The following is a 23,573-nucleotide window of genomic DNA, read 5'->3' on the forward strand; positions in this document are numbered from 1 at the left end:
TGCATCCATTTTGCTGGTGTCCCTTTCGTTGGAGACCAGACCGCAGAGTTGAAAAATTCTATGAATTGTCCGATGATGCCGTTAACGGTCCGGGGCGGATGTAATCGACGGAACCGGGTTTGTGGATTTCGTGCGCGCTAGCCGCGCCATCACTTTGGGAGGCGTCATGGAAAAGGACACGATACTGGTTGTAGATGACGAAACCGACCTGGTTCACGGTCTCCGGCGCATCCTTTCCATGGAAATGGATTGCCGGATCCTGACTGCCGAAAATGGTGTTCAGGCGCTTGATATCCTTTCGAACACGGCCGTTGACGTCGTTCTCGCCGACGTCCTCATGCCGCACATGGATGGACTCACCCTGCTTGAACGAATCAAATCCCGGGACCCGGCGGTGACGGTCATCATCATGACTGCATACGGTACAATCGAAAAAGCCGTGGAGGCCATAAAAAAAGGGGCATACGACCTCATCCAGAAACCCCTGGATGAGGAGCGGCTGGTCCACCTGCTCAGAAAAGGCCTCGAGTTGAACCGGCTGGTGCGGGAAAATGCCCGCCTGACCGAAGCGATTTCGCGAAAGGAAACCGTCGGCAGCATGGTGGGCCAGAGCCGGCCCATGCGGGCGGTGTTTGATAAAATCAATATGCTTGCCCAGTCGGACGTTACCGTGCTTATCCGCGGGGAGACAGGTACGGGAAAGGATCTTGCCGCCCGGGCAATACACAAACTCAGCCGGCGGGGACGCCGCGGCCTGGTTACGGTCAACTGTCCGGCCCTGCCGGAAACCATACTGGAGAGCGAGCTTTTCGGCTACCGCAAGGGTGCCTTCACGCATGCCGTTGCGGATCATACCGGCATGTTCGACCAGGCCAACGGCAGCTCCATCTTTCTCGACGAAATCGGGGACCTGACGCTCCCGGTCCAGACCAAGCTGCTGCGGGTTTTACAGGACAAGGAGATCCGGCCCCTGGGCTCGAACCGGAGCCACCTGGTGGACACACGCATTCTGGCGGCCACCAACCAGGATCTCGAGCTGAAAATAACCCAGAACCGCTTCAGGGAGGATCTGTTTTACCGACTGAACGTGGCCACATTGACCCTGCCCCCTCTCGATGCCATCCGTGAAGACATCCCCCTTCTGGTCGCTCATTTTCTGGATCGCGTGGCACGCGAACAGGACAAGGCCAGAAAAACGGTCGCCCCTGAAGTGCTTGACCACCTGATGGGCCAGGAATGGCCCGGAAACACCCGTCAGCTGGAAAACCTGATACGCGGCTGGTATGCGGTGCTGCCGGATGCACAGATCACCTCCCGCCACCTGGCGGCGGAGGTCTGCCAGGTGGTGCGCCCAGTCGCCGATATCAACCTGGACGAGCCCTATCAGGACCTCAAGGAAAAGGCCATCGAATCATTCACCCTGACGTACCTGAACCGGTTGCTCGGCAGGACCGCGGGCAACGTCTCGGCCGCCGCGCAGCTCAGCGGAATGAAGCGCCAGTCCCTCCAGAAAATCATCAAACGCTATGGCATCGATGTGCAGCAGCTGCGCTCGTGATTGCGGCGGGTGGGCGCGAAACGATGTGACGCTGCTGCCGGCTTCACAACCGCTGCGCCGCGGACGACCGACCGGCATGTCAGATGGTGCGGCGGTTAATCAAATCGCTGGATTCAGCGCTTCTTTATGGTCATCTGTTTGATAAGCTCAGGCAGTTGCCTTTGGGCTGCCCATAAGCGCAAGGTCTGTCGATGGTCGTCGGCAGGAAGCCCGAGAAGGGTTTTCCCCGGTGCGACATCACTGACGACGCCGGCGTTGCCGCCAATCCTGGCCCCGTCACCAACAGTCACATGGTCGCTGACGATCGCCCTCCCGCCCATCATCACACCATCACCCAAAGTCACGGATCCAGCCAAGCCGGACTGCCCGGCCATCACACAGGATCGACCCAGTCTGCAATTGTGGGCAATTTGAACGAGGTTGTCTATCTTCGTGCCGTCGCCGATCGACGTGGCACTGAACTTGCCCCGGTCGACACAGCTTCCCGCGCCAATTTCGACGCCGTTTCCAATTTCGACGGTACCGATCTGCGGGATCTTGACCAAGCCCCGACCATCGGGTGACGGGCGATAACCAAAGCCGTCGGCACCGATGGTCACATTCGGGTGGATGATGCAGTCGCTGCCGATACGGCATCGTTCGCGGATGACCGCACCGGACCAGATTACCGTTCCACTGCCGATGCGGGTGTCATCCATAACGGTGACGTTGGGATAAAGCCGGACGCCCGGGCCGATAACCACACCGGGCCCGATATAGCAGCCGGCCCCGATGGCAGCCTCCGCGCCGATCGTGGCGGTTGGATCGACCACCGCGGTCGAATGGATGCCGACCGCACATGACGGCGGTGGCGGCTCGAACATCTGAAGGACCTGTGCCAAGGCCAGATCGGCGTCGGCAACACGCACAAGCGCACGTCCCTGTTCCGGCCGGACATCCAGGCCATCCTTGACGATTGCCGCCGACGCCCTGGATTCGTACCACGGCTTGATATATTTTTTCTGGCCGATAAAGGTCAGCTGGTTTTCCATTGCCTCCAGGACTTGCTCCACACCGGTGATCAGGATTGCCGGGTTGCCGGTAAGTGTACCGCCAATGGCCTGGCTAATCGCCTGGATTGAAAATCGCTTCATCATTGCTCCTTCATAATGAGTCTGGTTTGGGGTCCATCGCATTCACAGCCCATGGCAGTAATAGCATCAACCCGGTTTTTTAAATATAGACAATCTCAACACCTGCGAAACCCTGTCCGGCCATGGCGGCCAGCATCGATTGAACGTTCCCCCGGCAAACCGAGGGGAACGTTCACCGTAAGGGTAGAAAGTCGATCTTCAGTTCGCGCGCCAACCGCGCCGCAAGCGACGGGAAATGCGCTCGTTATCGCGGTTCACCAGATGCGCAACCGTTTGAATGGTTGGATGTTAACTCAGAATGCCGGCAATCCCACGGCGGTCTTTTTTTATAAGCGCCTTCCGTTTTCTGAACCCTGCACGCCGGCTTTACGGAAAGATGGTTTCGGCAAGCTGCCGACGCAGGCTGATGACGCTCTCTTCCATGAGCTTGATGATGCCGTTGACATCGTCGGTGGTTTTTTCAAGGTGGGGTTTGAGGGCTGCATCGAAATCCCGCTCCACCTGGTTCAGGCGGTTGAGGAAGAGCAGGTAGTTGGTGCGGGTTTTGTAGGTGGATTTGACCAGCTCGGGGTAACTGCTGCCATGGGCGAGGATCAGGTCCCGATAGTGTGCGACGAGCAGGGTCACCCAGGGGCGGTAGCCGTGCCGGGTCTTCTCCGGGATGTCGGAAGCCTGAACCAGCGCCTCGATGTCAGGATCGTTACCGTTTTCGGCGGACCGCAGGGCTTCGTCGAGCGCCCGTTGCCGCGTGATCAAAAAATTTGCGGCAAAGGTCTTGCGGCCTTTGGCGTACCGTTTCAACTGCCAGAAATAAAAAATGAAGAACACGGGGATGAGGATCATCCAGACATCCAGTCTGGGCTTGTCGATCACCCGGTTGGAAACCTGGGCGGCAAACCGCTTTTCGTCTGCCAGGATCAGATCCCGTTTGTGGGTCAGGGTCAGTGCGTCGGTCATGCGGCTCACTCGGGCAGGTATCGGAAACCGATGCACAGCAGGACGAGACAGGAGACGATGCCCGAGATAAACGGCCATGTCAGGCCGAACGCGTCCGGTGCACCCGTTTCAAGGGATTGCCGCAGGTACTTCTCCCCGGTATAGGCCCCTTCGATTTCCGTGTAGAAATACGCCCCGGAGTCGATGTCGTTTTCATCGATGACCTGAACGATCTCGTCCATGCTGTAGATGTAGTGCTGAAGCCAGGGGCCTACCACCACGGCGAACAGCCAGAGCGATAAAAAGGTGATCCCCAGGATACCCCAGGCCTTGGCGCGGGGCATGGGCCGGTTGTCGGTCGCTGTCGCTGATTCCATCGGAATCGTCTTCCTTTCGGTAGTCCGCATCGATGAATGCCCCCGGCGGCAAGTGCCGCCAGGGGCAGTATACTTTCACCATATATCGTTTAGATGGTGGCGGTCAACTCGGGGAAGACCACGTAGAACATGATGTAAGCCATCACCAGGGTCAGTATCAGGTTGAAGGACTGTCCCACCACGTAGAGGATAAAGGGCTTGCCGCCGACCAGGTGTTCTTTCAGCTCACGGAAGTTGGTGGCCAGGCCGATGCTGACGAAGGAGAGGCAGAAGAACCATCCGCGGAACAGGTCGCCCATGCCCTTGACAACGCCCTGGTCGATCATGGCCGGTCCCATACCGTCCACCTGGCTGTTGAAGGAAGTGTAGACCAAAGAGAAGATGATCGAAGCGCCGATGAAGCCGAGGACGAACTTGGGAAAGCGGTACCAGATCTCGATGGCGCCGACTTTCTGTCCCGTTTCGGCGGTTTCCACGCGGGTGGTGAAGTACAGGGCCACGAAAAAGGCGATGACGCCGATGAGCACGTTCTGGATCATCTTGATCGTGGCGGCCACGTACAGGGCCTTTTCACCGAGGAAGGCACCGGCCGCAGCCACGGCGCCGGTGGCGTCGATGGTGCCGCCCATCCAGGCGCCGCCCAGGATCAGCTGCTTGTCGACCGGGAAGGTGGCCTTGATCACCGCCGGCATGACGATCATCATGATCGAGGTGAAGACCAGGGAGAGGCCGACGGCGAGGGTCAGTTCCTCCTTTTTGGCCTTACAGGCCGCCGCCGTGGCGATGGCTGCGGAGACGCCGCACACCGACATGTCCGAACAGATGGTGGCGTTGAGGCGCTTCGAGGGGATCTTGATGACCTTCTGGCCGAACCAGTAGGTGAGCAGCCAGACGGTGGGGGTGACCACCCAGGCCACGAAGATGCCGGCGGTGCCGATGGTGATGATTTTTTCAAATAGGATGCTGGCACCCAGAAGCACCAGGCCGGTCTTGATGTAGTACTCGGTCTGCACGGCCGGCATGGCCCACTTGGGGGTTCCCACGGTGTTGGAGATGAGCATGCCGAAGAAGATGGCCCAGGCGGCGTATCCGATGCCGTATTGCTTCATGGTGGCCTGGCTGCTGGCTAGGTAGGCGAGCACGGCGATCAGGAAGACGAAGATGAAGCCGATCACGAACTTGCCGAAATCCTTGCCCATGGCCTTCATGCCGATGCCGAAGAAGACCGCGAAACTGACGCACAGGAAAGCGAGCCAGCCGATCTGGTTGTAAGGGCTGACCTTGGTTTTGCCTTTGGCTTTGCTGGCCGCCAGATGGGCGTTGCGCCATTTGGCGATAGAGGCTTTGGCCTCGGCATTAAGGGCGGGGTCACTGAAGCCGGCAGCCTCGGCGGCGGCCTCGGCGGCCGTGGCCAGGGCCAGCGCCTCGCTTTCGGGAACTTTGGCCTTGTCATACTTGGCAACGGCCTTGGCCTTTTTGGCATCGGCCTTTTCCTTGCTCATGAAAAAGGCGTCCATGGGGTTGGTGCTCCAGCCGTGGGTCTTTTTCGAGAAGGTGGACATCCATTTGCCGGCCGGAATCGAATTGGCCTTGACCCCTTTTTTAGCATCGTACATCTGATACCAGGCAATGGTCTTGAACTTGTCGGTGCGCTGGGCCTGCTGGGCATACTTGGCCTCGATGTCCATCAGTTTGGATTTCACCGCTCCGGCGTGGGGAAAATAGAGCACAGCCCCGGCCAGGAGAATGAAAAAGCCAAGCCAGATAGCCCACCAGTCTTCCTTCTTCCACAGTTCCGACCACTCCCATTTGCCGACGTCTTTGACGACCTGGCTGTCTGAGTTCGCTGCCATCTAACTCCTCCTTTGGTGATTAGAGATATGTTGGATCAAGGGACCCCGGGTCCCGGTTTAAATTTCAGGCGATCGGGCCGCAGCATCACGCTGACGTTTAAGCATCATAAAAAAGCAATATGAGTGCCATTTTGTGGTATATTGAAAAAATATAATAATAACAAGGTTCTATGTTGAGTATCAGCGGCGTGGATTGGCGGCGGGATGCCACCTTCAGGCGGCATCCGTTTTTAGCAATGCTGGCAATTACAGATGAAGTTGCATGGTAGATATATTTAAAAATACATAAAAAACAGATGAATATATATATTCGCCCTGCTGTTTGGAGCGCCTGCAGCCTTCAGGCGGCAGTGCTGCACGAAGGCTGCAGATGTTTATGCGGTCGAAAGCGACCATCCCTGCCTTCATGGTTGATCGGCGGGAAGCAGGATTTTGAACGTGGTTCCTTTTCCGTGGTCGGAATCCACCGTGATGCTTCCTTTGTGTTGCTGGACGATGCCGTAGCTTACCGAAAGCCCAAGTCCGGTGCCTTTTTCCGGCCCTTTGGTGGTGAAGAAGGGATCGAAAATCTTGGAGATGTTTTCCTTGGAGACGCCCTGTCCGGTATCCGATATGGCGATCGCCAGTTGCTTGCCGTCTTTTACCAGTCCTGTTTTTATGGTAATCCGGCCGCCATCCGGCATGGCCTGACTGGCGTTGATCAGCAGGTTCATCAATACCTGTTTGATCTTGTTGCCGTCCACCGTTATCCGGGGCAGTGTCGCATCGAATTGCCGTTCGATGGTGAACTTGTCCTTTTGAAGTTGAAGATCCAGCACACTGACCACCTCTTCGATGCAGGCGTTGATGTCGGTTTTATTCATGCGGGGCTCGGCGGCCCGGGAAAAGTTGAGCAGCGCTTCGACCACCTCACGACACTGGTCGGTGTGCTTGCGGATGATTCCCACGTCGGCAAGGATCTGGGGGTCCGGTGGCTGCGACCTGGCGATCAGGTTGGCATAGCACTGGATGACGCCCAGCGGGTTGTTGATCTCGTGGGCCACGCCGGAGGCCAACTGGCCGATGGAGGCCAGTTTTTCCGTCTGGGCCAGGTACTTGTCCATCCGTCGCATTTCGGTGACGTCCCTGAGCATGGCGGTGATGCCCGCAACGGCGCCGTTTATACCCCGTCTGGCGGTTGCCGAGACCATGATGGACATCTTGTTGCCTTGGCGGTCCACCATTTCCACCTCCAGGCCGTTGACGAACCCCTTCTCCTCGATCTCACGGGAAAACCTGGCAGCATCCCGCGTGTCGAAGAATATCTGGAAGTAGGTTTCCATGGACAGGGCTTCGGCGCGGTCCATGAAGCCGAACAGGGCGATGCCCGCCGAATTGATATCCCTGACCCGCTCCTGGTCGTCGATGATGATGATGGTGTCCTGGCTGGTCTCGAACATGAGCCGGTACTTGCTTTCAGAGGCTTTCAGGTTGTTGTGGGTTTGCTGAAGCTCGAGGGCGGCGATTTCGAAGGCCCGTTTCAACTGGTCCACCTCGTCACCGGTTGTCAGGGGCAGCACCACGTCGTCACCGCTCGTCGGACCGGGTATATTGCGAAAGGTGGACAGCAGGCCTTTCAACTCCAACACGACGGTCCGGTTGAACAGCAGGTAAAAAAGCCCCCAGAGGAAAAACAGGGAGACGATGGCCACCAGAAAAGTGAGCCAGGCCGCTTCCTTGATCCTGACGAAACTGAAGCCCACCGGGATGTAAATCGTATCGGCGGCCACCACGTCCCCTTCCCGGTAGCCGTACCCCCCGGCGATGCCGTAGATATCTTTCATGTCGGCCGGCGCATCCGCCGGCACGCCGTGGCATTGCAGGCACTCGCTTTCCGCATAGATGGCGCGCATGCGGGCGTAATAGGCTTGTCCGGTCTTGGTGATCATGCCCTGCCACTGGTCATGGCCCCGGTTGTCGGCGAACCACTTGAGCATCTGCTTTTCAAATCCGTCCGCCTGGTTGATCGGGTTCATCGGATTGGCGGCCGCCCGCCGGTATTCGAATTCCGGGAAGCGCTCCCGGATGCGGGACATGACTTCCCGTCCGACATAGGAGGTGGACATGGCCTGGGGCATGAAGCCGTCGGCCGGCATCAGCGCCGCCACATGAGGGCGCAGCACATCCTTGACGTAGGTGCGGGTGGCATCGGCCGCACTTTCAAGGAGCTGGGTCTCCTTGTAGATTTCATTTTCGACCATTTCCTTCAGGAAGTGATAGGCGATGGTTGCGGCGGTGACGCAGTACAGGAAAAGGATGCAGCCGGCACCGAACTGGAATTTGGCTTTTACCGAAAGCTTTTTCATGAGCGACGTTCCCCTGTGATCGAAAATTGCGCGGTTGACGTACGCGTACTTCCTGATCATTATACAAAACGTAATGCTTAGGCAACCACTTGAGGGATGGCGAGCGACGCCTCGTCTACACCATTTACGGGTAAGTTCACATGATCTGGCCATTCGGCAGTAAAAAAAGCCACCCGGGCAAGGCCGGGCCGGCCCGCTCACAAGCGCCTGCACCCGAACCCGCACGTACCTGGCGGATGCTGCAGGTGGAGCCGTCCCTGACCTGCAACCTGGAATGCGTCATGTGCCCGTGGCGGGGGGAATCCGGACGGTCGGATGCATCCGGCCTGATGGATCAGCGGGTGTGGGAGGCCGTCAGGCCATGGCTGCACGAGGTGGAGATGCTCGATTTCACCGGTGGCGGCGAGCCGCTGCTGCAACCCCGCCTGCATCGATGGATACAGGATGCCGCCGATGCCGGCTGCCGTGCAGGCTTTTTGACCAACGGCACCCTGCTGACCCGTGAGCGGGGCCGCCAACTGCTCGACGCCGGTCTGGACTGGATCGGCTTTTCCTTGGACGGTGCCACCGCCGAGGTTTACGAAGCGATCCGGCCCGGTGCCGATTTTAAACAAATCTGCGCCGGTATCGCCGATTTTTCCCGCCTAAAAACGGACCACCGACCGCGGATCATCCTCAACTTCGTGATGATGACGGTCAATGTGCACCAGCTGGCGGATCTGGTGCACCTGGCCGCCGATATGGGAGTGGATCGGATCAACTTCAAGCAGTGTGACGTGATCCGTGCCGTCAACCAGCAGGCATTCGGACTGTTCGGTCAGCGCCGCGAAAAACGAATTGTCGCACTGGAAGCGCAATTGAAAAAGGCCCGCCGTCTGGCTGAGCGGCTGGGGCTGGAAACCACCGCCTTTTCGTTTTACCCCGAACAACTGCCCGTGTGCGGCCAGGATCCGGTTCACTCCCTGTTCATTGCCAGGGACGGCAGCGTGGCGCCATGCATCAACACGGCATACGGCGGTGCGAGCCGGTTTTTTGAGAATCCGGTGATGCTGCCCCGCCTGATTTTCGGCCGGCTGCCGCAGCAGGATTTGATGGATGTCTGGCGGTCTGAAGGATGTGTTGCTTTCCGCGACCGGTTCGTGCAGCGGGACCAGGCCTACAGCACTGTCCTGGGCCGCAGCCAGTTCGAGGCCTCATTCATCAAGCTCGAAGAGGCATTTGCGTCGGCAAGGGATGCCATGCCGCCTGCCACGGAAGGGTGCCGGGTCTGCCACTACCTGTATGATGTCTGATAACGGATGACGCAGGGCCGAATGCAAATTGGCGCGAAAAGCGTTCCGAAACAGGGCAGCCGGGGACGGGCAGTGGGCCGGACGGTGTCCATCCACGATCGGCTATACGCCTTCCTGCACGGAGCGGTCCGTGTGGTGTGGCGATTGCGAACGCTTGGCCGTCCGGTCGATTGTTGACAGGCATAGCGCATTGCCTGCCAGAATGACAACCACACCCGCCACGGCGGGCAGCGACCATTGGTAATCTTCAAACACGGTGGAGATGGCCAGGGCGATGATGGGAAACAACAAGGTGGCATAAGACGCCCGATCCGCACCGATGTTGCCCACCAGCGTCAGATAACAGCCGAAGGCGATCACGGAACCGAACAGGGCCAGGTAGAACAGAGAGACAATATACGGTGCAGACAGATCGATAGTGAAGGATTTCCCCGCGATGAGGGCGGCCGACAGCATGAGCAGCGTCCCGTAGACCATGCCGTAGGCGTTGGTCTGGACCACGGGCAGGCCATGTTTCTGGTTGCGGGAGGAAAGGATGTTGCCGAAGGAGGCCAAAAGGGTAGCGGCCATGCTCAGCACGAACCCCCTGAAGCCGTCGTCGGCCAGGCTGAAGCCGGACAGTTCGGGCCAGAACACCAGGCAGATACCCGCGATGCCCAGCACCGCGCCGCCGATCACGTTGGCCCGCACCGGGGTTTTCAAAAAGACGCGACCGTTGAGAATATTCCAGAAGACGATGGTGGAAAACATCACCGCGACGATGCCGCTGGTCAGGTGCACCTCGGCCAGGTAGAAGAGCCAATAGTTGACCGCAAACAGGCAGGTGCCCTGGAGGGCGATGAACAGGTGGTCGCGCAGGGCAAAACGCATGCTCAAACCCCGCAGACCGCACCAGGCGAACAGCAGGCCCGACGCCAGGCAGAAGCGGTAGATCACCGACACCAGGGGGTCCACCTCGCCCAATTGGAACTTGATTCCCAGCCAGGTCGACCCCCAGACCAACACCGTAACGGCATAAAGCGACAGATTTCTGATCAATTGGGCACTCTCATTGTTTGTGTTGCGTCGGGGCTCCTGGTCCCAGGGCAGGATCTGCATTGTGCAGCCGATACAAACCCTGCCTATCACCCCGTCGGTACCAGGTACAGATGCAGAATCCAAACTAAAAACGCATAACAGCGTGGCGGCCCCCAGAAACGCGATTCGGAAAGCCAGCAATTGCGGAAATGGGTTCGTCATCGGCTTGAAATTGACAAATCACCGCGATTCTGGCAAGTTGCACCGATCTTGATATGGAGACTGCCGGCTGTTCCGAAACGCCTCAACCCTTTTACACGCATTGCGAAGCCATGAGCGTAGACGTGATCCTGACTCATCCCCGATTGAAGCTGTTCCTGGCCCTGTCCCGCACCCCCCACGGGGTTATCGATATTGCCACCCCGGCATTGGCGGCGCTGTTGTGCCTGGGCCACTTTCCCCCGCTCGTCACCACGGTTCTGGGGGTGATCACCGTCTTTGCCGGGTACACGGCCGTTTACGCCCTCAACGATCTGGTGGACTATCGCACGGACAGAGAGAAAGTCCGCGTGGGCGGATACGGAGACGGTGAGAATTTCCTGGACGGCGTGCTGGTTCGCCACCCGCTGGCCAAGGGGGTGCTGAGCCTGCCCGAGGGCCTCCTGTGGGCCGGGGGATGGGCCCTGGTGGCCATGATCGGGGCCTGGCTGCTCAATCCGGTTTGCTTTTTCATCTTCCTGGCCGGGGGGCTGCTGGAGGCGGTCTACTGCCTGTTGTTGCGGGTGACGCCCCTGCGGGCGATGATCAACGGCATCGTCAAGTTCCTGGGTGCCGTGGCCGCCGTCTATGCCGTCAATCCCCAGCCGCCGATTCTATTTCTCATCGTCCTGTGCGGCTGGGTTTTCTTGTGGGAAATTGGCGGGCAGAACATACCCAACGACTGGACCGACATCGAAGAGGACCGCCGCTTCAAGGCCAGGACAATCCCTGTGAAACTGGGGCTGGCGCGGGCCGGCCTGCTGGCTCTGGCCTGCCTGGTGGCGGCTTTCTTTTTAACTTTTCTGCTGGCGTGGATGTCGCCGCTGACCCTCGGTCCCCTTCATCTGCTGGCCCTGGCGTGTCTGGGCGCCTGGCTGCTGCTGCTGCCGGCCTTGCGGTTGGTTGAAGCCAACGACCGAAAGCAGGCCATGGACCTTTTCAACAAGGCCAGTTATTTTCCCTTGAGCGTGTTCATTGTCGTCGTTATCCGCTTGGTGGTCTTCTGACCCGTCAAGGACTGCTTTTTTTTGACAACGGCAGGACACCTTCACCCGACCCGTTGAACCCTCGGATCCTCGAGCCCTATCAAGTGCTTTATGGGGCGCCAATCCGGGCCGCGAATCGCCGATTCTATATACTATCGCTTTACTCCCACATGCGCCACACTGATCCCATTGGTCATTGACGTCCATCGAACGTCGCGCAAACCGATATCCGTGAGCATGGCTGCCAGTTCGTCGGGCAGGGGGAACATGCGGATCGTTTCGGGCAGGCAGGCGTAGGATTCGGCCGATCCCGCCAGCAACTGGCCCAGGGCGGGCATGACGTTGAACGAGTAGAAATCATAGAGGCCGCGGAACACGGGATTGGTGGGCTGCGAGAATTCCAGGCACAGGAACCGCCCGCCGGGCTTGAGCACCCGGACCATCTCGGCAAAGCCTTGTTTCAGGTGGGTGAGATTGCGGATGCCGAAGCCCACCATGGCGCAGTCGAACGTGTCGTCCGGAAAAGTGATGCGCTCGGCGTCTCCCTGAACGTAGCCGATGTGGGCGAGTGCAGGAAAGGGGTCGATCTTGTGACGGCCGGCCTGAATCATGGCGTAGTTGATGTCGTAAATCGTCACCTGACCCGTCGGGCCCGAGCGCCGGGCCGCCAGGATGGCCAGGTCGCCGGTGCCGCCGCACACATCCAGCACCCTGTCTCCTGGCCGGACGCCGAGCATGCGCACGGCGGCGCGTTTCCACGCATGCTGAATGCCGAAGCTGAGCAGTGAGTTCATGAAATCGTATTTGGGGGCCACCCGGTTGAAGTGTATGCGAACCGCCTCCACCTTCTTGTCCTCATCCAGCTCGCGGATGCCGAAGCGGGCCTTGCCGGTGGTGCGAACGTGATCGTCCAGCTGTTCCTGCCGTTTCTTACCGTCAAACCATCGTGGATTGTTCCAGAGGGCCATGGTTTTCCTTTCTGACGTGCATCAGGTAGTTCATGCGGGTGCTGCGGCAAAGTGCCGCACGCCCGCCGAAGGGGATGTAGCGCAAGCCGGACAGATGCTCAAGCTTCAGGCCGACGGCCGCCCCCCAGTGGATCAGCTCTGCGGGTGTTACCAGCTTGCGGTAGTCGTGGGTGCCCTTTCTGACGATGCCCAGCACACGCTCGGCGGCTACGATCACCAGCAGCCAGGAGAGCCAGGTGCGATTGACCGTGGCGAAGAAGACGTCTCCACCGGGCTTTACCAGTCGGGCGCAGGCGTCGAGGATGGATGCCGGCCGGGGCACGTGCTCGAGCAGTTCCATGCAGACCACCACGTCGTAGTGCCCGGGCTTTTCGTCGGCATGGGATTCGGCCGTGGTCCGGTGGTAGTCGATGGTCAACCCGCGGGTGTGCATGTGCGCCCGGGCCACGGACAGGGATGCCTCGGCCATGTCGATGCCGGTGACGCGGGCCCCGCAGGCGGCCAGCGACTCGCTCAGCAGCCCGCCGCCGCAACCCACATCCAATACCTGCCTTCCCGTCAGTTCGGTCCGGTCGCGCACATAGGCCAGACGCACCGGGTTGATGTCGTGCAGGGCCTTGAATTCGCCCTTACGATCCCACCAGATGTCGGCCATGGCCGAAAAACGGGCGATTTCGTCGGCGTCGATGTTGTCGGTTGGATTCATAACCGATCCATTATTTCCCTGTGGGGGCGGCATGATGAGGCGATCTCCCTCGACCCTCCGGGGGGAGAGGATCCGGGTGAGGTTAGCCGTTCACCCATCGCCATCCTCATGTTTTGACAGGTAGGTGGAATAGCAGATGGCCGGAAAGGGATCAAGGAGATGGTCAAAGAAAGGGGTGTCGCCTTGCGAACGGATTGCCGCGATCGATGATTGTAGAGGGTCAATGCTCCCACACGGCCCGGACGCTCTCAATGGCCGCGCAGACCACAGCCTCTTTTTCCCGTTTGCGATGGTAGACAAAATTCAGATCGATGGTGCCGACGACTTCTTTCCAGACAGCCGCCTTGCCGGCCCGCTTGTATTCCATGGCTTCATCTTCGATCATGATCGCCAGGCCGATGCCCGATGTCACCAGGGTGGCCACCACCGGCTCCTGGTCGGCGATGGTCACTTTCACCGGTTTGAGGCGGCGTTTTTCGAAGGCTTCCGTGGCGATGGTGCAGAAAGTGCAGTTGGGCGGCGTCCAGACCCATGGCATGGCGGCCATCTCTTTCCAGCCGGCGCCGGACAGGCGGTCCGCCCAGGCCACCGGACCCACGACGCGAATGTTGCAGCGTTTCAGAAGCATGGCGGTAATGTCGCCGTGCGGAGGCTCCCCGTAGACAAACCCGGCGTCGATGCGCCCCTTGGTCAGGTCCTCGAACTGCTGCCAGGTCCATCGCTGGAGCAGGTGGAAATCGAGCCGGTTGTGAGCGCGCTGCAGGTAGGAGAGCAATCTGTCGATTCGGAGGTAACGGGGGTCGATATGCAGCCCTATCCTGAGCGTGCCGGTCACCTCCTCCTTGAGCACGCCGGCCTGATCACGGATATTGTCGATCATGGAAAGGGCTTCGGCTGCCCGGGTTTTCAACACCGAGCCCTCTTCGGTGAGTCGCATACCTTTGGGGGTGCGGGTGAAGAGGATCAGGCCCAGTTCTTCCTCCAGGTTCTTGATGTGGGCGCTGACAGCCGGCTGGCTGGTGTTCAGGCGTTGAGCTGCCCGGGTCAGATGGCCCTCTTCAGCTACGGTGATGAATGTTTTCAGGTGATAGAGTTCCATGGTGGTCTGCATCATGTGCGTGTGGAGAAGGTTCGGACTTTAACGATAAGGCCACGAACTGTCAATCAGCTTTTGTGAAGCCCCCTATCCGTTCTTACGATTGGATTTATGCGAGCAGCCGGTTTACACCCTGACCATCGACAGGACCGCACCCCAGTCAACAGACGGTCCCCGGGGGGTCACCACACCCGATACCGATGGTCAGGAGAACGATTATGGATGTCAGATGGTTTTCAAGGTTGGCTTACCTTTTCCAGCCGGAGCACTCTCTTCGGCTTTACTGTGAAAAATGCACCCCCGCGCCTGCGGTCCGGCCTGCAAGGCAGGCACCCGGATTTTCCGCCAAGGCCCTGTTCTGGACGGCGGTTTCCATCGCTGCCGGGCTGGCCATCGGGCAACTGCAATGAGGGCAGGGGGGTATCGAAAGGAGATGCACATGATGAATACGAGCGAGTTGGTCCACCACGATCGAGAACGTCCACCCCGCTTGGGACATCACCCAATGCTTTCCGCCAGCTTCGCCGAACGAATGGTCAACATCGCCGGTCTTGAATACGGAGATACGGTGGTGTGCATGGGTGATACGGGATCCGCCATCGAATCGGCAGTCGTCAACAGGGGCGCCCTCCTATCCCTTTGCGCATCGGATGCCGACAAAAGGACGGCAAGGAATGTGTTGCGGTTGTTTTGGCCTGCCCGATCCGATGCCGTGCTCTGGGCAGCGGATTTGTCCCGTCAAAATGCACTGGCTGGATCGCTGACGTCTATCGGCAGGCACCTTCGTCGCGGCGGCCGGCTGGTGATGTGGGCCACTCAGGACAGTTGCCTCAGAGCGCCGGCCTGCCCGGAACCCATGCAGGGCCTTCTCGCCGCAACCGGCTTTATCAGTGTCATTGTCGGCCAGATTTCATCGGATATCGGCGACCGGACCGTGGCGACAGGTATTCTTGGTGCAAATGCCAAAAAACGATAAGCGTGGAGGGCAAACCGTGAGCATAATGGTCGTCAATATCAATGAGAAGTTCAGGAAAATCGATTCGCTGCATTCCTACAAAATCATTGCCCGGATGAACGCGTATTATTTCAAGCTGGTGCGCATGAAAAGAGAATTTATCTGGCACCGACACCCTGATACCGACGAAGTATTCATGGTCATCGATGGGAATCTTCAAATTGACTTGAGAGATGAACGCCTGCAGATAAGAAAGGGAGAAATGGTTGTGATTCCCAGAGGCGTTGAGCATAAACCCTCCTGCACGCAAGAGTGCAGGATTCTGCTCATCGAACCGGCAGATACGGTCAACACCGGAGATGCCGGGGGGGAGTTGACCGACCATGCCCTGGAATGGATCTGAAGTCCATCCGGCAGGGAAGAATCCGTTTACGCAAACCCGACAGGCGGAACCTTCAGGTTCGGTTGTGGTTTTGACGCGCAAACACCTTGACCGGTGGCGGCAGAACCGTTATCCATTGTCTATTCGCGACCGCATTAAAACGGCCATGCCGTAATGATCGACAAGTACCTGGAGGAAACATCGTGGTTTACGAGGCGTTTCATCCCATCCCGGCACTCAAGCCATATGTCCGCTCCCTGTATTATTTCGCGGGCGACGCGGGTGGCACCGATGACCCGCACACCTTTTGCTTTCCTTCGGATGGCGGGTCCGAGCTGATTCTCAACCTGGGCGACCCATTTACGGCCGGCAGCTGCGAGGCCCGCCTGCAGACCTTCTCGGGTTTCAACATCATCGGCCCGTTGTCCTGCCACCTGCTGACGCGAACCGCCGGTCTGGCCGCCTTTGTGGCCGTCCGCTTCCGGCCCGGGGGAATGGCGCCCTTTTTCGAGGTGCCGTCTCACGAGCTGACCGATCGAATTGCAGACATCGACACCTTCTGGGGACCTTACGGCAAACAGATCGAACAGCGCGTCCGGGAAGCCGCAACACCTGCAGGCGCGGTAGCCCTGATCCAAACGGCGCTGCGTGCCAGACAATCCCATCGATTTCCCACCGACCGGTGCATGCAGCGTGCGATCGACGACGTGTTCAGCAGCCGGGGCCGGCTGCAGGTCGGCCACCTGGCCCGTTCAGCCGGCCTGAGCCGCCGTCAGTTCGAACGGCGCTTCAAACGGACGGCCGGGCTTTCTCCCAAGCGCCTGTGCCGCATCGCCAGGTTCGCCAGTGCATTCGACCCCGCCAACCGCAACAACCAAACAGGCTGGGCCCAGACAGCCCTGGCCTGCGGCTACAGCGACCAGGCCCATTTTATCCGCGAATGCCGGTATTTTACCGGCCACAGCCCGCAAGCCTACCTCCGTCAACGCTCTCCCCTGGAAGATGCCATCTTAAACAGCCCCTGATTCAACACCCACCTTTTCCACCGCCATGTCGCTTTTGTTCAATACACCCTTCCCCTCCTTCTGCCATCATGCCCAACAACAGCCGCGGTAACGATCCACACTGAAACCGAGTGGCACCAGCCACGAGCGGCGACGTTTAACCCAGATACCGGGCGCCGTGCGTAACCGCCAACCCGAAGGAGGAGAGCATGAAACCGACACAACCCATCGACGAAACCGTCTGGACTTTCATCCAGGATCGCCTGGGATTTTCCGAAGGAGAAATGCGGACGTTCCGGGACAATCCGGCGAATACAACCCTGATTCAACGGGGCCTGGCCCTGCAGGACAAGGAGATCGTCTTCGAGTTTGTCGACGCCCACGGCTGCTATTCACACAGGGCCGGAGACCGGCTCGTGTTCGATCCGTTGGGAAACCTGATCATGGACAAGTGCCCGCAGCGGGTCTGCCACCACGCCATCACCGCCGGCGCCGCCCACCTGTTCGCGGCCGGGGAGCTGCTGTTTCACGGTATCGATCCGCACCGCATGCGCTTCAAGCGTTTCGGCTGCATGGATGTCGGCCTGCACTGCGGCGGGTGGGGCCGTGCCGTGATGGAACTGAGCATACAGGATGCCGGTATGCCGGTCTGAGCCGATGGTCCACGCCACCCGGGGCATGCCTGACCGTGGGCGCCCATCTGTTGCCTGCCAACCGCGAAGGGGCACGTGCACCAAACGCGTCTGGTGGAAAAGCGGGCAAGAGGCCTTTATCGTCCTGTGGTCTCCGCCCGCCGGTCGTCCCAGTGCATCGCCCCTAAAATGACCTTGATGGCCGCATCCTGCAGCAGGCCCTGGGGCCAGGGGATGGTGCGCCGGTTGACGAAAAACACGTCGGTGAGGTCGCTTTGTTTTTCAAGGACCAGGTGGCTGATGGTCTTGCCGTTGAGGTGGGTGAGGCTTACCCCGTGACCTACGCATCCCAGGCTGTAGACCACATTCCGGTCCCCCGCGTATCCCAGCGCGGGGGCCATGTCCAGGGGAACGGAAACCGGGCCGCCCCACTGGTGGGTGAACCGGATGTCTTTCAGGGAGGGGAACAGTTCCCGCACATCGTTTCTCAACCCCTCGAAGGTGGCCTCGTTGATATCCTTATCCATGTCGTATCCCTTGGAGAGGGAGACATCCCGGCCGCCCATGAGCAGGCGGTTGTCGGCCGTCAACCGATAGTAGTGCACCAGGTTGCGGGCGTCTTCGATTCCCTGGCGGTTGCGCCAGCCGATTTTTTCGAAATGGGTCTCGGACAGGGGCTCGCTGAGCACGATATGGGTCCACACCGGGATCTGCTTCCGTCGCAGCCGGGGGAAGAAATGTGACCAGGCATTGGTGGCCAGCACCGTTTTTTCTGCCCGGACGCGTCCCGTCGGGGTGTGGAGGATCACCTTGCCGCCGCCTCGAGAAATTTCGGTCACCGGGGTGTTCTCATGGATTGCCACCCCCATGGGTTCCAGCACATCCCGCCAGCTCCAGGCCAGTTTCGCCGGGTTGAGGATGCCGCAGCGGGGTTCCCACCAGGCTCCCAGGTACATGTCGCTTTTCACCTGCTGGTCGAGCTGGTCTTTTTCCAGCCAGTGGATGCCTTCCAAGCCCAGACGATGGGTCAGTTCGATCTCTTCGAGGATTCGCCGACGGTAGGTCGGTGTGGTGGCCACCCGCAGAAAGCCCGGGTGCTCGTAGTCGCAGTCCAGGTCCAGTTCCGCCACCAAGTCCCGCAGCAGGTCCACGGCCTTTTCCATATAGTGGTGGGACGCCCTGGCCTTCGTTTTGCCGAACCGGAGGGCCGTGACTCCCAGGGTGAGGCCGAAAAGGGTCATGTTGAAACCGCCGTTGCGCCCGCTGGCCCCGAATCCCGCCACCTGGCTCTCCACGATGGCCACCCGCAATGCCGGCTCAGCCTTTTTCAAATGGTAGGCGGTAGACAGCCCGGTGAATCCCCCACCCACGATGGCTACATCAACGTCGAGATCCGCTTTCAAGGGCTCTCCGGGGTGGTACTCCCTCGTGGTCAGCCAGTAGCTCTTTTCCCTGAAATTTTCCTGTTGCATGGTTCCGGATCTCCCCTGCGTCGAGATGAATGGTGTCTGAAAGTCAGGTGCGAAGCGGCTGGCGAACCAGGCTGTCGGCTGCCGATGCGTGAGTTAACCACATTTATCACAAGGCATGGTCATGGTCGTCAATATTAAAATAGGCAGGATACCCGGCGACACGGATCCGCTTAAATAAGGCAGACGGAAAGAGAACCGAAGAAACCCTTGACACATTCAACGGCCGGGTCGAACAGACGTGATTTTTCGACCTGAAAAACCGGTCCTTTGGCTCGGCATGGTTTTTTTCAGTCGGGTGGTTCAAGAATAACTAGGCTCAAGTTTTTTTAAAGAAAGGCCAATAACCACGTGCGATATGGAAAATTTGCATTCGGACGCCACGACTGCATCTGCGGCAATCCGCCGGGATGTTGGCGGTGTTTGACGACCAAGCGCCGGACCGGTCCGGGTCCGACCGTCTGGTTTTGATCAATTTCAGGGGATAACCATGACGCTCAGGAATAAAACGATACTTTCAATTACACTGACGACACTACTGTTGATAGCCGTGGTTCTGTTGCTTTCCAATACCATCATACTGGGAAGCTTCGGCAGGCTGGAGGAGCAGAATATCGGTCAGAATGCCCAGCAGACGCTCCGATTGCTCGATGATGAAATTGCCAAGCTGGAAAGCACGCTCAAGGACTGGTCCAACTGGGACGACACCTATCAATTCGTATCGGACGGCAATGCGCAGTACATCGAAAACAACTTGAACGAATCATCCATTGCCAACCTGAACCTCAACTTCATGGTTTTTTCGGACATATCCGGGCATATCGCCTATGGGAAAGCGGTGGATCTCAGTTCCGGCAGCCAAGTCGAGCTCCCGGCGGCCCTTCTTGATCACATCAAGGAGCGTGCCATCCTGAGCCGCCTGGACAATCAATCGGTGGTCGGCGGCATCATCCTGCTGCCGGATTTTCCGGTCCTGATTGCCTCCGCACCCATCCTGAACAGCATGGAAGAAGGCCCCGCCCGCGGCAGACTGATCATCGGACGTTATTTCGACGCTTCCGAGATAAAGCGGATCGCCGAAAAGCTCCAGCTTTCGTTATCCGTTCATCGATTCGATGACCACCGGCTGCCGGATGAATTGAAAAAGATCACCCGATCGTTTGGCGAAGGGCAGCAGATGGTGGTCAATAAACGCAATGACGACATCATTGAGATCTTTTTTCTGGTCAAGGATATTTACCAATCCCCCGTCCTGTTCGTCGGAATCGACAAGTCAAGGGCCATTTACATGCAGGGGAGGAAAACACTCGGATATTTCACCATCTTCCTGGTCGGCATCGGCTGCATATTTATGCTCGTGACCGCTGCGCTGATCGAAAAGGTCGTCCTCGCCCGATTGAGAAGCGCCAGCCGCCAGGTAAACGCGATCGAGACCCATGGCGATTTTGAATCACGCGTCGCCCTGGCTGGCGGGGACGAACTGTCACGACTGGCAGCAGATATCAATAAAATGCTCGATGCCCTGCAGGTCAGCACCGAGAGGGACCGCAACATCCTGGACACTATCATCGACGGGTACTGTGAGACGGACCTGCGAGGCCAGATCCTGCTGACCAACAAATCCCTGTGCAGGATGTCGGAGTTCTCCGAACGTGAATTGCTGAGCAGGAACATAGAAGATTTCATTCATCCCGAGGACATGTCGAAGATCCGGCAAGCCGTTCGCGCATGCATCACGAATAAGGAGCCGATTCGCCGTCTGGACGGAAAGTTCCAGACCCAGACCGGTCAAGTCGGCTATTTCGATGCCGCCGTCAATCTGGTCGCCGACAGTCAGGGGCGTCCGATCGGCTACCGGAGCATCATCCGTGATGTCACCGAGATCAAACAGAACGAAGAACGACTGGTCTACCTGGCGTATCACGATCCGCTGACAGGTTTGTTTAACCGTAAAGCCTTTATGGAGCGGCTGGAAAAAGAGATCGCCTATGCAGTCCGCTACCAGCAGGAACGCGTCCTGCTGTTTATCGATCTGGACAAATTCAAGGCGGTCAATGACACGTTCGGTCATGACGCCGGCGATGAACTGCTGGCGATGGTTGCCCAACGCATGCGCAGCGAACTTCGCGACACGGATATCATTGCCCGTATAGGCGGGGACGAATTCACGATTCTACTGACGAACCCGGAGCGTTTTCCTGCCGGCGTGGTGACCAAGCGCCTCCTGAAGGCCATCGCTCAGCCTTTCGAAATTAACGGCCGGACGATCGACTTCGTGTCGGCCAGCATCGGCGTAAAAAACTATCCCAAGGATGCCGGTACGGTGGAAGACCTCATCAAGGCGGCCGACGGCGATATGTACCGGGAGAAAAACCGAAACCGGCAGGCAACGGGTTCGTGATCGGGTCGAGCGACATCCCGGATAACGGTTTTCACCTCCGAAAGGGACTTCTTGAGCGCTTCGACAAGCATGTCGCGCTCTTTTGCAGCTGGCTTGCGCATTTCGATTTCCTGCCTGGCCAGCGACAGCTCAAGCCTGATTTCGGCGACCAGTTTCAAAATTGGCAATGGCGGCGGCTGTGGATTTCAGGGCCTTTTTCCCGGCGATGCCATTCCGGGTTAAGACCCTGATGCCCGCAAGATATCGGCCGGATTCTACTCGTGGCGGTTGACACGTCAAAACCCCGCCTTACAGTTATCTAACCGCCCGCGCCGCGCGGGCAGCCCCGTTGAGAAGGAAGCATGCCTTCATCGCCAAACCACAATTCTTCAACAGAGAGCGTTTACCGGCCAACGAATGCCAGGACCACTGGGTGTCACGGCAGACCCCCGCCATCGATATGACCGCCGGTAAAGCTGCCAAGGAGGTCATATGAAACGATCCATCGTTCACCTTGCCGCCACGATCATACTTGCCACGCTGGCGGCAAGCCCGGCGGCAGCCGCGGCAACATCGACACTGCACCGCGTCCTCGAGGCCGGAGAAATCCGGGTCGGCACCACCGGCGACTGGAACCCGATGACGATGCGGGACCCGGCCACCAATACCTACCAGGGATTCGACATTGACGTGGTGACCGAACTGGCCAAGGATCTCGGTGTCCGGCTGGTCTTTGTCCCCACCGAATGGAAAACCCTGGTCAGCGGCATGGTTGCCGGCAAATACGACATCAGCACCAGTGCATCGGTCACCCCGTCGCGTATTCGCACCGTTGGCTTTACCCGCTCCTACTTCCAGGTCGGCACCGTTCCCGTGGCACTGAAAAAAGATATCGCCCGCTTTGCCGGTTGGGACGATATCAACCGGGCCGATGTCCGGGTAGCCGTCACGCTGGGCACCTCGTTTGAACAGCAGGTCAAACAGTTTTTCCCCAAAGCCGACATCAAGGCCGTGGAAGCCCCGGCGCGTGATTTTCAGGAAGTTCTCAGCGGGCGTGCCCAGGTGTCGATCACCAGCAACCTGGAGGCCTCCCAGTTGGTGCGGACCTACCCGCAGCTGGCCATCGTTCCGGTCGACAAGCCGCGCAGTCCGGCTGACCTGGCGTTCATCACCCCGCAAACCGATCAGGTCTGGATCAATTACCTCAATCACTGGATCACCATCAAAACCAACCAGGGGTTTTTTCTGGAACTGCAGGAGCGCTGGATGCCGTAAGCAGGGGAGACGATCATGAAACGTCACACCGCATGGCTGCTGGCGGCCCTGATACTGATCGCGGCCGCCGGCTGCAGCCGGCAGGATTATCAGTGGGGCTGGTATGAGATCCTTCCTACGACCCCTCAGGGTATGGCTCACCTGAAGTTTTTGTTGGCCGGGTTTGGCCTGACTATTTCCATTTCGACGATTTCATTGGCTGCGTCGATTATCCTCGGACTGCTGGTGGCCCTGCCCGGGCTGGCCAGGCAGTCGTGGCTCCGGGCGTTCAACCGGATATATGTGGAAACCTTCCGGTCCATCCCGGTGCTGGTCATGATCCTGTGGGTCTACTATGGGTTCCCCGTCGTGATCGGGCTGGCCCTTGGCCCGTTTACCGCCGGCATCCTGGCCTTGACCCTGTGCGACAGCGCCTTCGAAGCCGAGGTGTTCCGCGGCGGCATCCAGTCCATCGAACAGGGGCAGATCGAGGCCGCCGACTCGCTGGGCCTGAATTATTATCAGAAGATGCGGCTGGTCATCCTGCCCCAGGCCATCCGCAGGATACTCCCCCCTTTGGGCAACCAGTTCGTCTACATGCTCAAGATGTCTTCACTGGTATCGGTGATCGGTCTGCAGGAGTTGACCCGCCGCGCCAACGAACTCACGGTTACAGTCTACCGGCCGTTGGAGATCTATTCGGTGCTGGTCCTTGAATACCTGCTGCTGATCCTGGCGGCATCCTGGATGGTGCGGTGGCTTGAAAATCGGCTGCGGGTGCGAACCTGAGGCATGAATAGAGTGCTTGTCGGCAGGCTTCTCTTGGTTGTTCCTTGACCTTTTCTTTCATTCATCAGTCTTGCCTGGCTTTGTGTACCCGAATTTTCTTGACCACGACCCAGAAAATGGATACCCCTCAGTGATTGCATCCTTTTCAGCCTGCCGGATTTAATTACCACGAATAGCCGGGTC

Annotated in this window: 21 protein-coding genes; 11 read left to right on the forward strand and 10 right to left on the reverse strand. The window is 58.7% G+C overall.

What is annotated here, in order from left to right:
• The first annotated feature begins 166 nt into the window (after nt 1–166).
• Nucleotides 167–1,558, forward strand: coding sequence for a sigma-54-dependent transcriptional regulator (locus ACZCED_RS13680; protein ID WP_462968633.1), 1,392 nt, complete (start codon nt 167–169; stop codon nt 1,556–1,558).
• A gap of 113 nt (nt 1,559–1,671) precedes the next feature.
• Here ACZCED_RS13680 and lpxD read toward each other — a convergent pair whose 3' ends face one another.
• The 5 genes from lpxD to ACZCED_RS13705 all read right to left on the reverse strand — a co-directional run bounded on the left by lpxD (nt 1,672) and on the right by ACZCED_RS13705 (nt 8,202).
• Entirely contained in the window at nt 1,672–2,691 is a 1,020-nt protein-coding gene (gene lpxD / locus ACZCED_RS13685; protein ID WP_462968634.1) for a UDP-3-O-(3-hydroxymyristoyl)glucosamine N-acyltransferase, read from the reverse strand.
• Nucleotides 2,692–3,057: 366 nt separating this feature from the next.
• A complete protein-coding gene (locus ACZCED_RS13690) occupies nt 3,058–3,648 on the reverse strand; it encodes an NF038143 family protein (RefSeq protein WP_464861020.1) in 591 nt (196 codons plus the stop codon).
• Nucleotides 3,649–3,653: 5 nt separating this feature from the next.
• A complete protein-coding gene (locus ACZCED_RS13695) occupies nt 3,654–4,004 on the reverse strand; it encodes a hypothetical protein (protein ID WP_462968636.1) in 351 nt (116 codons plus the stop codon).
• 89 nt (nt 4,005–4,093) lie between these two features.
• On the reverse strand, nt 4,094–5,857 hold the full coding sequence (locus tag ACZCED_RS13700; protein WP_462968637.1) for a YeiH family protein: 1,764 nt from the start codon (nt 5,855–5,857) through the stop codon (nt 4,094–4,096).
• 404 nt (nt 5,858–6,261) lie between these two features.
• Nucleotides 6,262–8,202, reverse strand: coding sequence for a c-type heme family protein (locus ACZCED_RS13705; protein WP_462968638.1), 1,941 nt, complete (start codon nt 8,200–8,202; stop codon nt 6,262–6,264).
• A gap of 140 nt (nt 8,203–8,342) precedes the next feature.
• Here ACZCED_RS13705 and ACZCED_RS13710 point away from each other — a divergent pair, with 140 nt between their 5' ends.
• Nucleotides 8,343–9,494, forward strand: coding sequence for a radical SAM protein (locus ACZCED_RS13710; protein ID WP_462968639.1), 1,152 nt, complete (start codon nt 8,343–8,345; stop codon nt 9,492–9,494).
• Nucleotides 9,495–9,596: 102 nt separating this feature from the next.
• On the opposite strand, the gene ACZCED_RS13715 is transcribed toward ACZCED_RS13710, so the two are convergent.
• Nucleotides 9,597–10,532, reverse strand: a complete 936-nt coding sequence (locus tag ACZCED_RS13715; protein WP_462968640.1) for a DMT family transporter — start codon at nt 10,530–10,532, stop codon at nt 9,597–9,599.
• 254 nt (nt 10,533–10,786) lie between these two features.
• On the opposite strand from ACZCED_RS13715, the gene ACZCED_RS13720 reads away from it, so the two are divergent.
• Nucleotides 10,787–11,776 (forward strand): UbiA family prenyltransferase, encoded by a 990-nt coding sequence (locus ACZCED_RS13720; protein ID WP_462968641.1) that lies wholly within the window; start codon nt 10,787–10,789, stop codon nt 11,774–11,776.
• A gap of 131 nt (nt 11,777–11,907) precedes the next feature.
• Here ACZCED_RS13720 and ubiE read toward each other — a convergent pair whose 3' ends face one another.
• The 3 genes from ubiE to ACZCED_RS13735 all read right to left on the reverse strand — a co-directional run bounded on the left by ubiE (nt 11,908) and on the right by ACZCED_RS13735 (nt 14,528).
• Nucleotides 11,908–12,723, reverse strand: a complete 816-nt coding sequence (gene ubiE, locus ACZCED_RS13725) for a bifunctional demethylmenaquinone methyltransferase/2-methoxy-6-polyprenyl-1,4-benzoquinol methylase UbiE (RefSeq protein ID WP_464861021.1) — start codon at nt 12,721–12,723, stop codon at nt 11,908–11,910.
• Nucleotides 12,692–13,429, reverse strand: a complete 738-nt coding sequence (gene ubiG, locus ACZCED_RS13730) for a bifunctional 2-polyprenyl-6-hydroxyphenol methylase/3-demethylubiquinol 3-O-methyltransferase UbiG (RefSeq protein ID WP_462968643.1) — start codon at nt 13,427–13,429, stop codon at nt 12,692–12,694. Before ubiG ends, ubiE begins: the two co-directional genes overlap by 32 nt.
• Nucleotides 13,430–13,649: 220 nt before the next feature.
• On the reverse strand, nt 13,650–14,528 hold the full coding sequence (locus tag ACZCED_RS13735; protein WP_462968644.1) for a LysR family transcriptional regulator: 879 nt from the start codon (nt 14,526–14,528) through the stop codon (nt 13,650–13,652).
• A 215-nt stretch (nt 14,529–14,743) separates the two neighbouring features.
• On the opposite strand from ACZCED_RS13735, the gene ACZCED_RS13740 reads away from it, so the two are divergent.
• The 5 genes from ACZCED_RS13740 to ACZCED_RS13760 all read left to right on the forward strand — a co-directional run bounded on the left by ACZCED_RS13740 (nt 14,744) and on the right by ACZCED_RS13760 (nt 17,519).
• Entirely contained in the window at nt 14,744–14,935 is a 192-nt protein-coding gene (locus ACZCED_RS13740) for a hypothetical protein (protein WP_462968645.1), read from the forward strand.
• 29 nt (nt 14,936–14,964) lie between these two features.
• The gene (locus ACZCED_RS13745) at nt 14,965–15,501 is read left to right on the forward strand and encodes a hypothetical protein (protein ID WP_462968646.1); all 537 of its coding nucleotides are present in this window, start codon (nt 14,965–14,967) and stop codon (nt 15,499–15,501) included.
• 25 nt (nt 15,502–15,526) lie between these two features.
• Nucleotides 15,527–15,883, forward strand: a complete 357-nt coding sequence (locus ACZCED_RS13750) for a cupin domain-containing protein (protein WP_464861026.1) — start codon at nt 15,527–15,529, stop codon at nt 15,881–15,883.
• Nucleotides 15,884–16,065: 182 nt separating this feature from the next.
• A complete protein-coding gene (locus ACZCED_RS13755; protein ID WP_464861022.1) occupies nt 16,066–16,887 on the forward strand; it encodes a helix-turn-helix domain-containing protein in 822 nt (273 codons plus the stop codon).
• 188 nt (nt 16,888–17,075) lie between these two features.
• Entirely contained in the window at nt 17,076–17,519 is a 444-nt protein-coding gene (locus tag ACZCED_RS13760; protein ID WP_462968648.1) for a hypothetical protein, read from the forward strand.
• 116 nt (nt 17,520–17,635) lie between these two features.
• Here the strand turns inward: ACZCED_RS13760 and ACZCED_RS13765 are convergent, their stop codons facing one another.
• Nucleotides 17,636–18,970, reverse strand: a complete 1,335-nt coding sequence (locus tag ACZCED_RS13765) for an NAD(P)/FAD-dependent oxidoreductase (protein WP_464861023.1) — start codon at nt 18,968–18,970, stop codon at nt 17,636–17,638.
• A 487-nt stretch (nt 18,971–19,457) separates the two neighbouring features.
• Here ACZCED_RS13765 and ACZCED_RS13770 point away from each other — a divergent pair, with 487 nt between their 5' ends.
• The 3 genes from ACZCED_RS13770 to ACZCED_RS13780 all read left to right on the forward strand — a co-directional run bounded on the left by ACZCED_RS13770 (nt 19,458) and on the right by ACZCED_RS13780 (nt 23,390).
• Complete coding sequence (locus ACZCED_RS13770) at nt 19,458–21,368, forward strand: sensor domain-containing diguanylate cyclase (RefSeq protein ID WP_464861024.1); 1,911 nt, start codon at nt 19,458–19,460, stop codon at nt 21,366–21,368.
• 471 nt (nt 21,369–21,839) lie between these two features.
• On the forward strand, nt 21,840–22,622 hold the full coding sequence (locus ACZCED_RS13775; protein WP_462968651.1) for a transporter substrate-binding domain-containing protein: 783 nt from the start codon (nt 21,840–21,842) through the stop codon (nt 22,620–22,622).
• Nucleotides 22,623–22,637: 15 nt separating this feature from the next.
• Nucleotides 22,638–23,390, forward strand: coding sequence for an amino acid ABC transporter permease (locus tag ACZCED_RS13780; protein ID WP_464861025.1), 753 nt, complete (start codon nt 22,638–22,640; stop codon nt 23,388–23,390).
• The last annotated feature ends 183 nt before the right edge of the window (nt 23,391–23,573 follow it).

The sequence above is a fragment of the Desulfosarcina sp. genome (assembly GCF_055467485.1).

Excerpts from the sequence above, each read along its gene's own strand:
- ACZCED_RS13680 (WP_462968633.1), top strand. The coding sequence starts at position 167 with ATGGAAAAGGACACGATACTGGTTGTAGATGACGAAACCGACCTGGTT.
- lpxD (WP_462968634.1), bottom strand. The coding sequence starts at position 2,691 with ATGAAGCGATTTTCAATCCAGGCGATTAGCCAGGCCATTGGCGGTACA.
- ACZCED_RS13690 (WP_464861020.1), bottom strand. The coding sequence starts at position 3,648 with ATGACCGACGCACTGACCCTGACCCACAAACGGGATCTGATCCTGGCA.
- ACZCED_RS13695 (WP_462968636.1), bottom strand. The coding sequence starts at position 4,004 with ATGGAATCAGCGACAGCGACCGACAACCGGCCCATGCCCCGCGCCAAG.
- ACZCED_RS13700 (WP_462968637.1), bottom strand. The coding sequence starts at position 5,857 with ATGGCAGCGAACTCAGACAGCCAGGTCGTCAAAGACGTCGGCAAATGG.
- ACZCED_RS13705 (WP_462968638.1), bottom strand. The coding sequence starts at position 8,202 with ATGAAAAAGCTTTCGGTAAAAGCCAAATTCCAGTTCGGTGCCGGCTGC.
- ACZCED_RS13710 (WP_462968639.1), top strand. The coding sequence starts at position 8,343 with ATGATCTGGCCATTCGGCAGTAAAAAAAGCCACCCGGGCAAGGCCGGG.
- ACZCED_RS13720 (WP_462968641.1), top strand. The coding sequence starts at position 10,787 with ATGGAGACTGCCGGCTGTTCCGAAACGCCTCAACCCTTTTACACGCAT.
- ubiE (WP_464861021.1), bottom strand. The coding sequence starts at position 12,723 with ATGGCCCTCTGGAACAATCCACGATGGTTTGACGGTAAGAAACGGCAG.
- ubiG (WP_462968643.1), bottom strand. The coding sequence starts at position 13,429 with ATGAATCCAACCGACAACATCGACGCCGACGAAATCGCCCGTTTTTCG.
- ACZCED_RS13735 (WP_462968644.1), bottom strand. The coding sequence starts at position 14,528 with ATGGAACTCTATCACCTGAAAACATTCATCACCGTAGCTGAAGAGGGC.
- ACZCED_RS13740 (WP_462968645.1), top strand. The coding sequence starts at position 14,744 with ATGGATGTCAGATGGTTTTCAAGGTTGGCTTACCTTTTCCAGCCGGAG.
- ACZCED_RS13745 (WP_462968646.1), top strand. The coding sequence starts at position 14,965 with ATGATGAATACGAGCGAGTTGGTCCACCACGATCGAGAACGTCCACCC.
- ACZCED_RS13750 (WP_464861026.1), top strand. The coding sequence starts at position 15,527 with ATGGTCGTCAATATCAATGAGAAGTTCAGGAAAATCGATTCGCTGCAT.
- ACZCED_RS13760 (WP_462968648.1), top strand. The coding sequence starts at position 17,076 with ATGAAACCGACACAACCCATCGACGAAACCGTCTGGACTTTCATCCAG.
- ACZCED_RS13765 (WP_464861023.1), bottom strand. The coding sequence starts at position 18,970 with ATGCAACAGGAAAATTTCAGGGAAAAGAGCTACTGGCTGACCACGAGG.
- ACZCED_RS13770 (WP_464861024.1), top strand. The coding sequence starts at position 19,458 with ATGACGCTCAGGAATAAAACGATACTTTCAATTACACTGACGACACTA.
- ACZCED_RS13775 (WP_462968651.1), top strand. The coding sequence starts at position 21,840 with ATGAAACGATCCATCGTTCACCTTGCCGCCACGATCATACTTGCCACG.
- ACZCED_RS13780 (WP_464861025.1), top strand. The coding sequence starts at position 22,638 with ATGAAACGTCACACCGCATGGCTGCTGGCGGCCCTGATACTGATCGCG.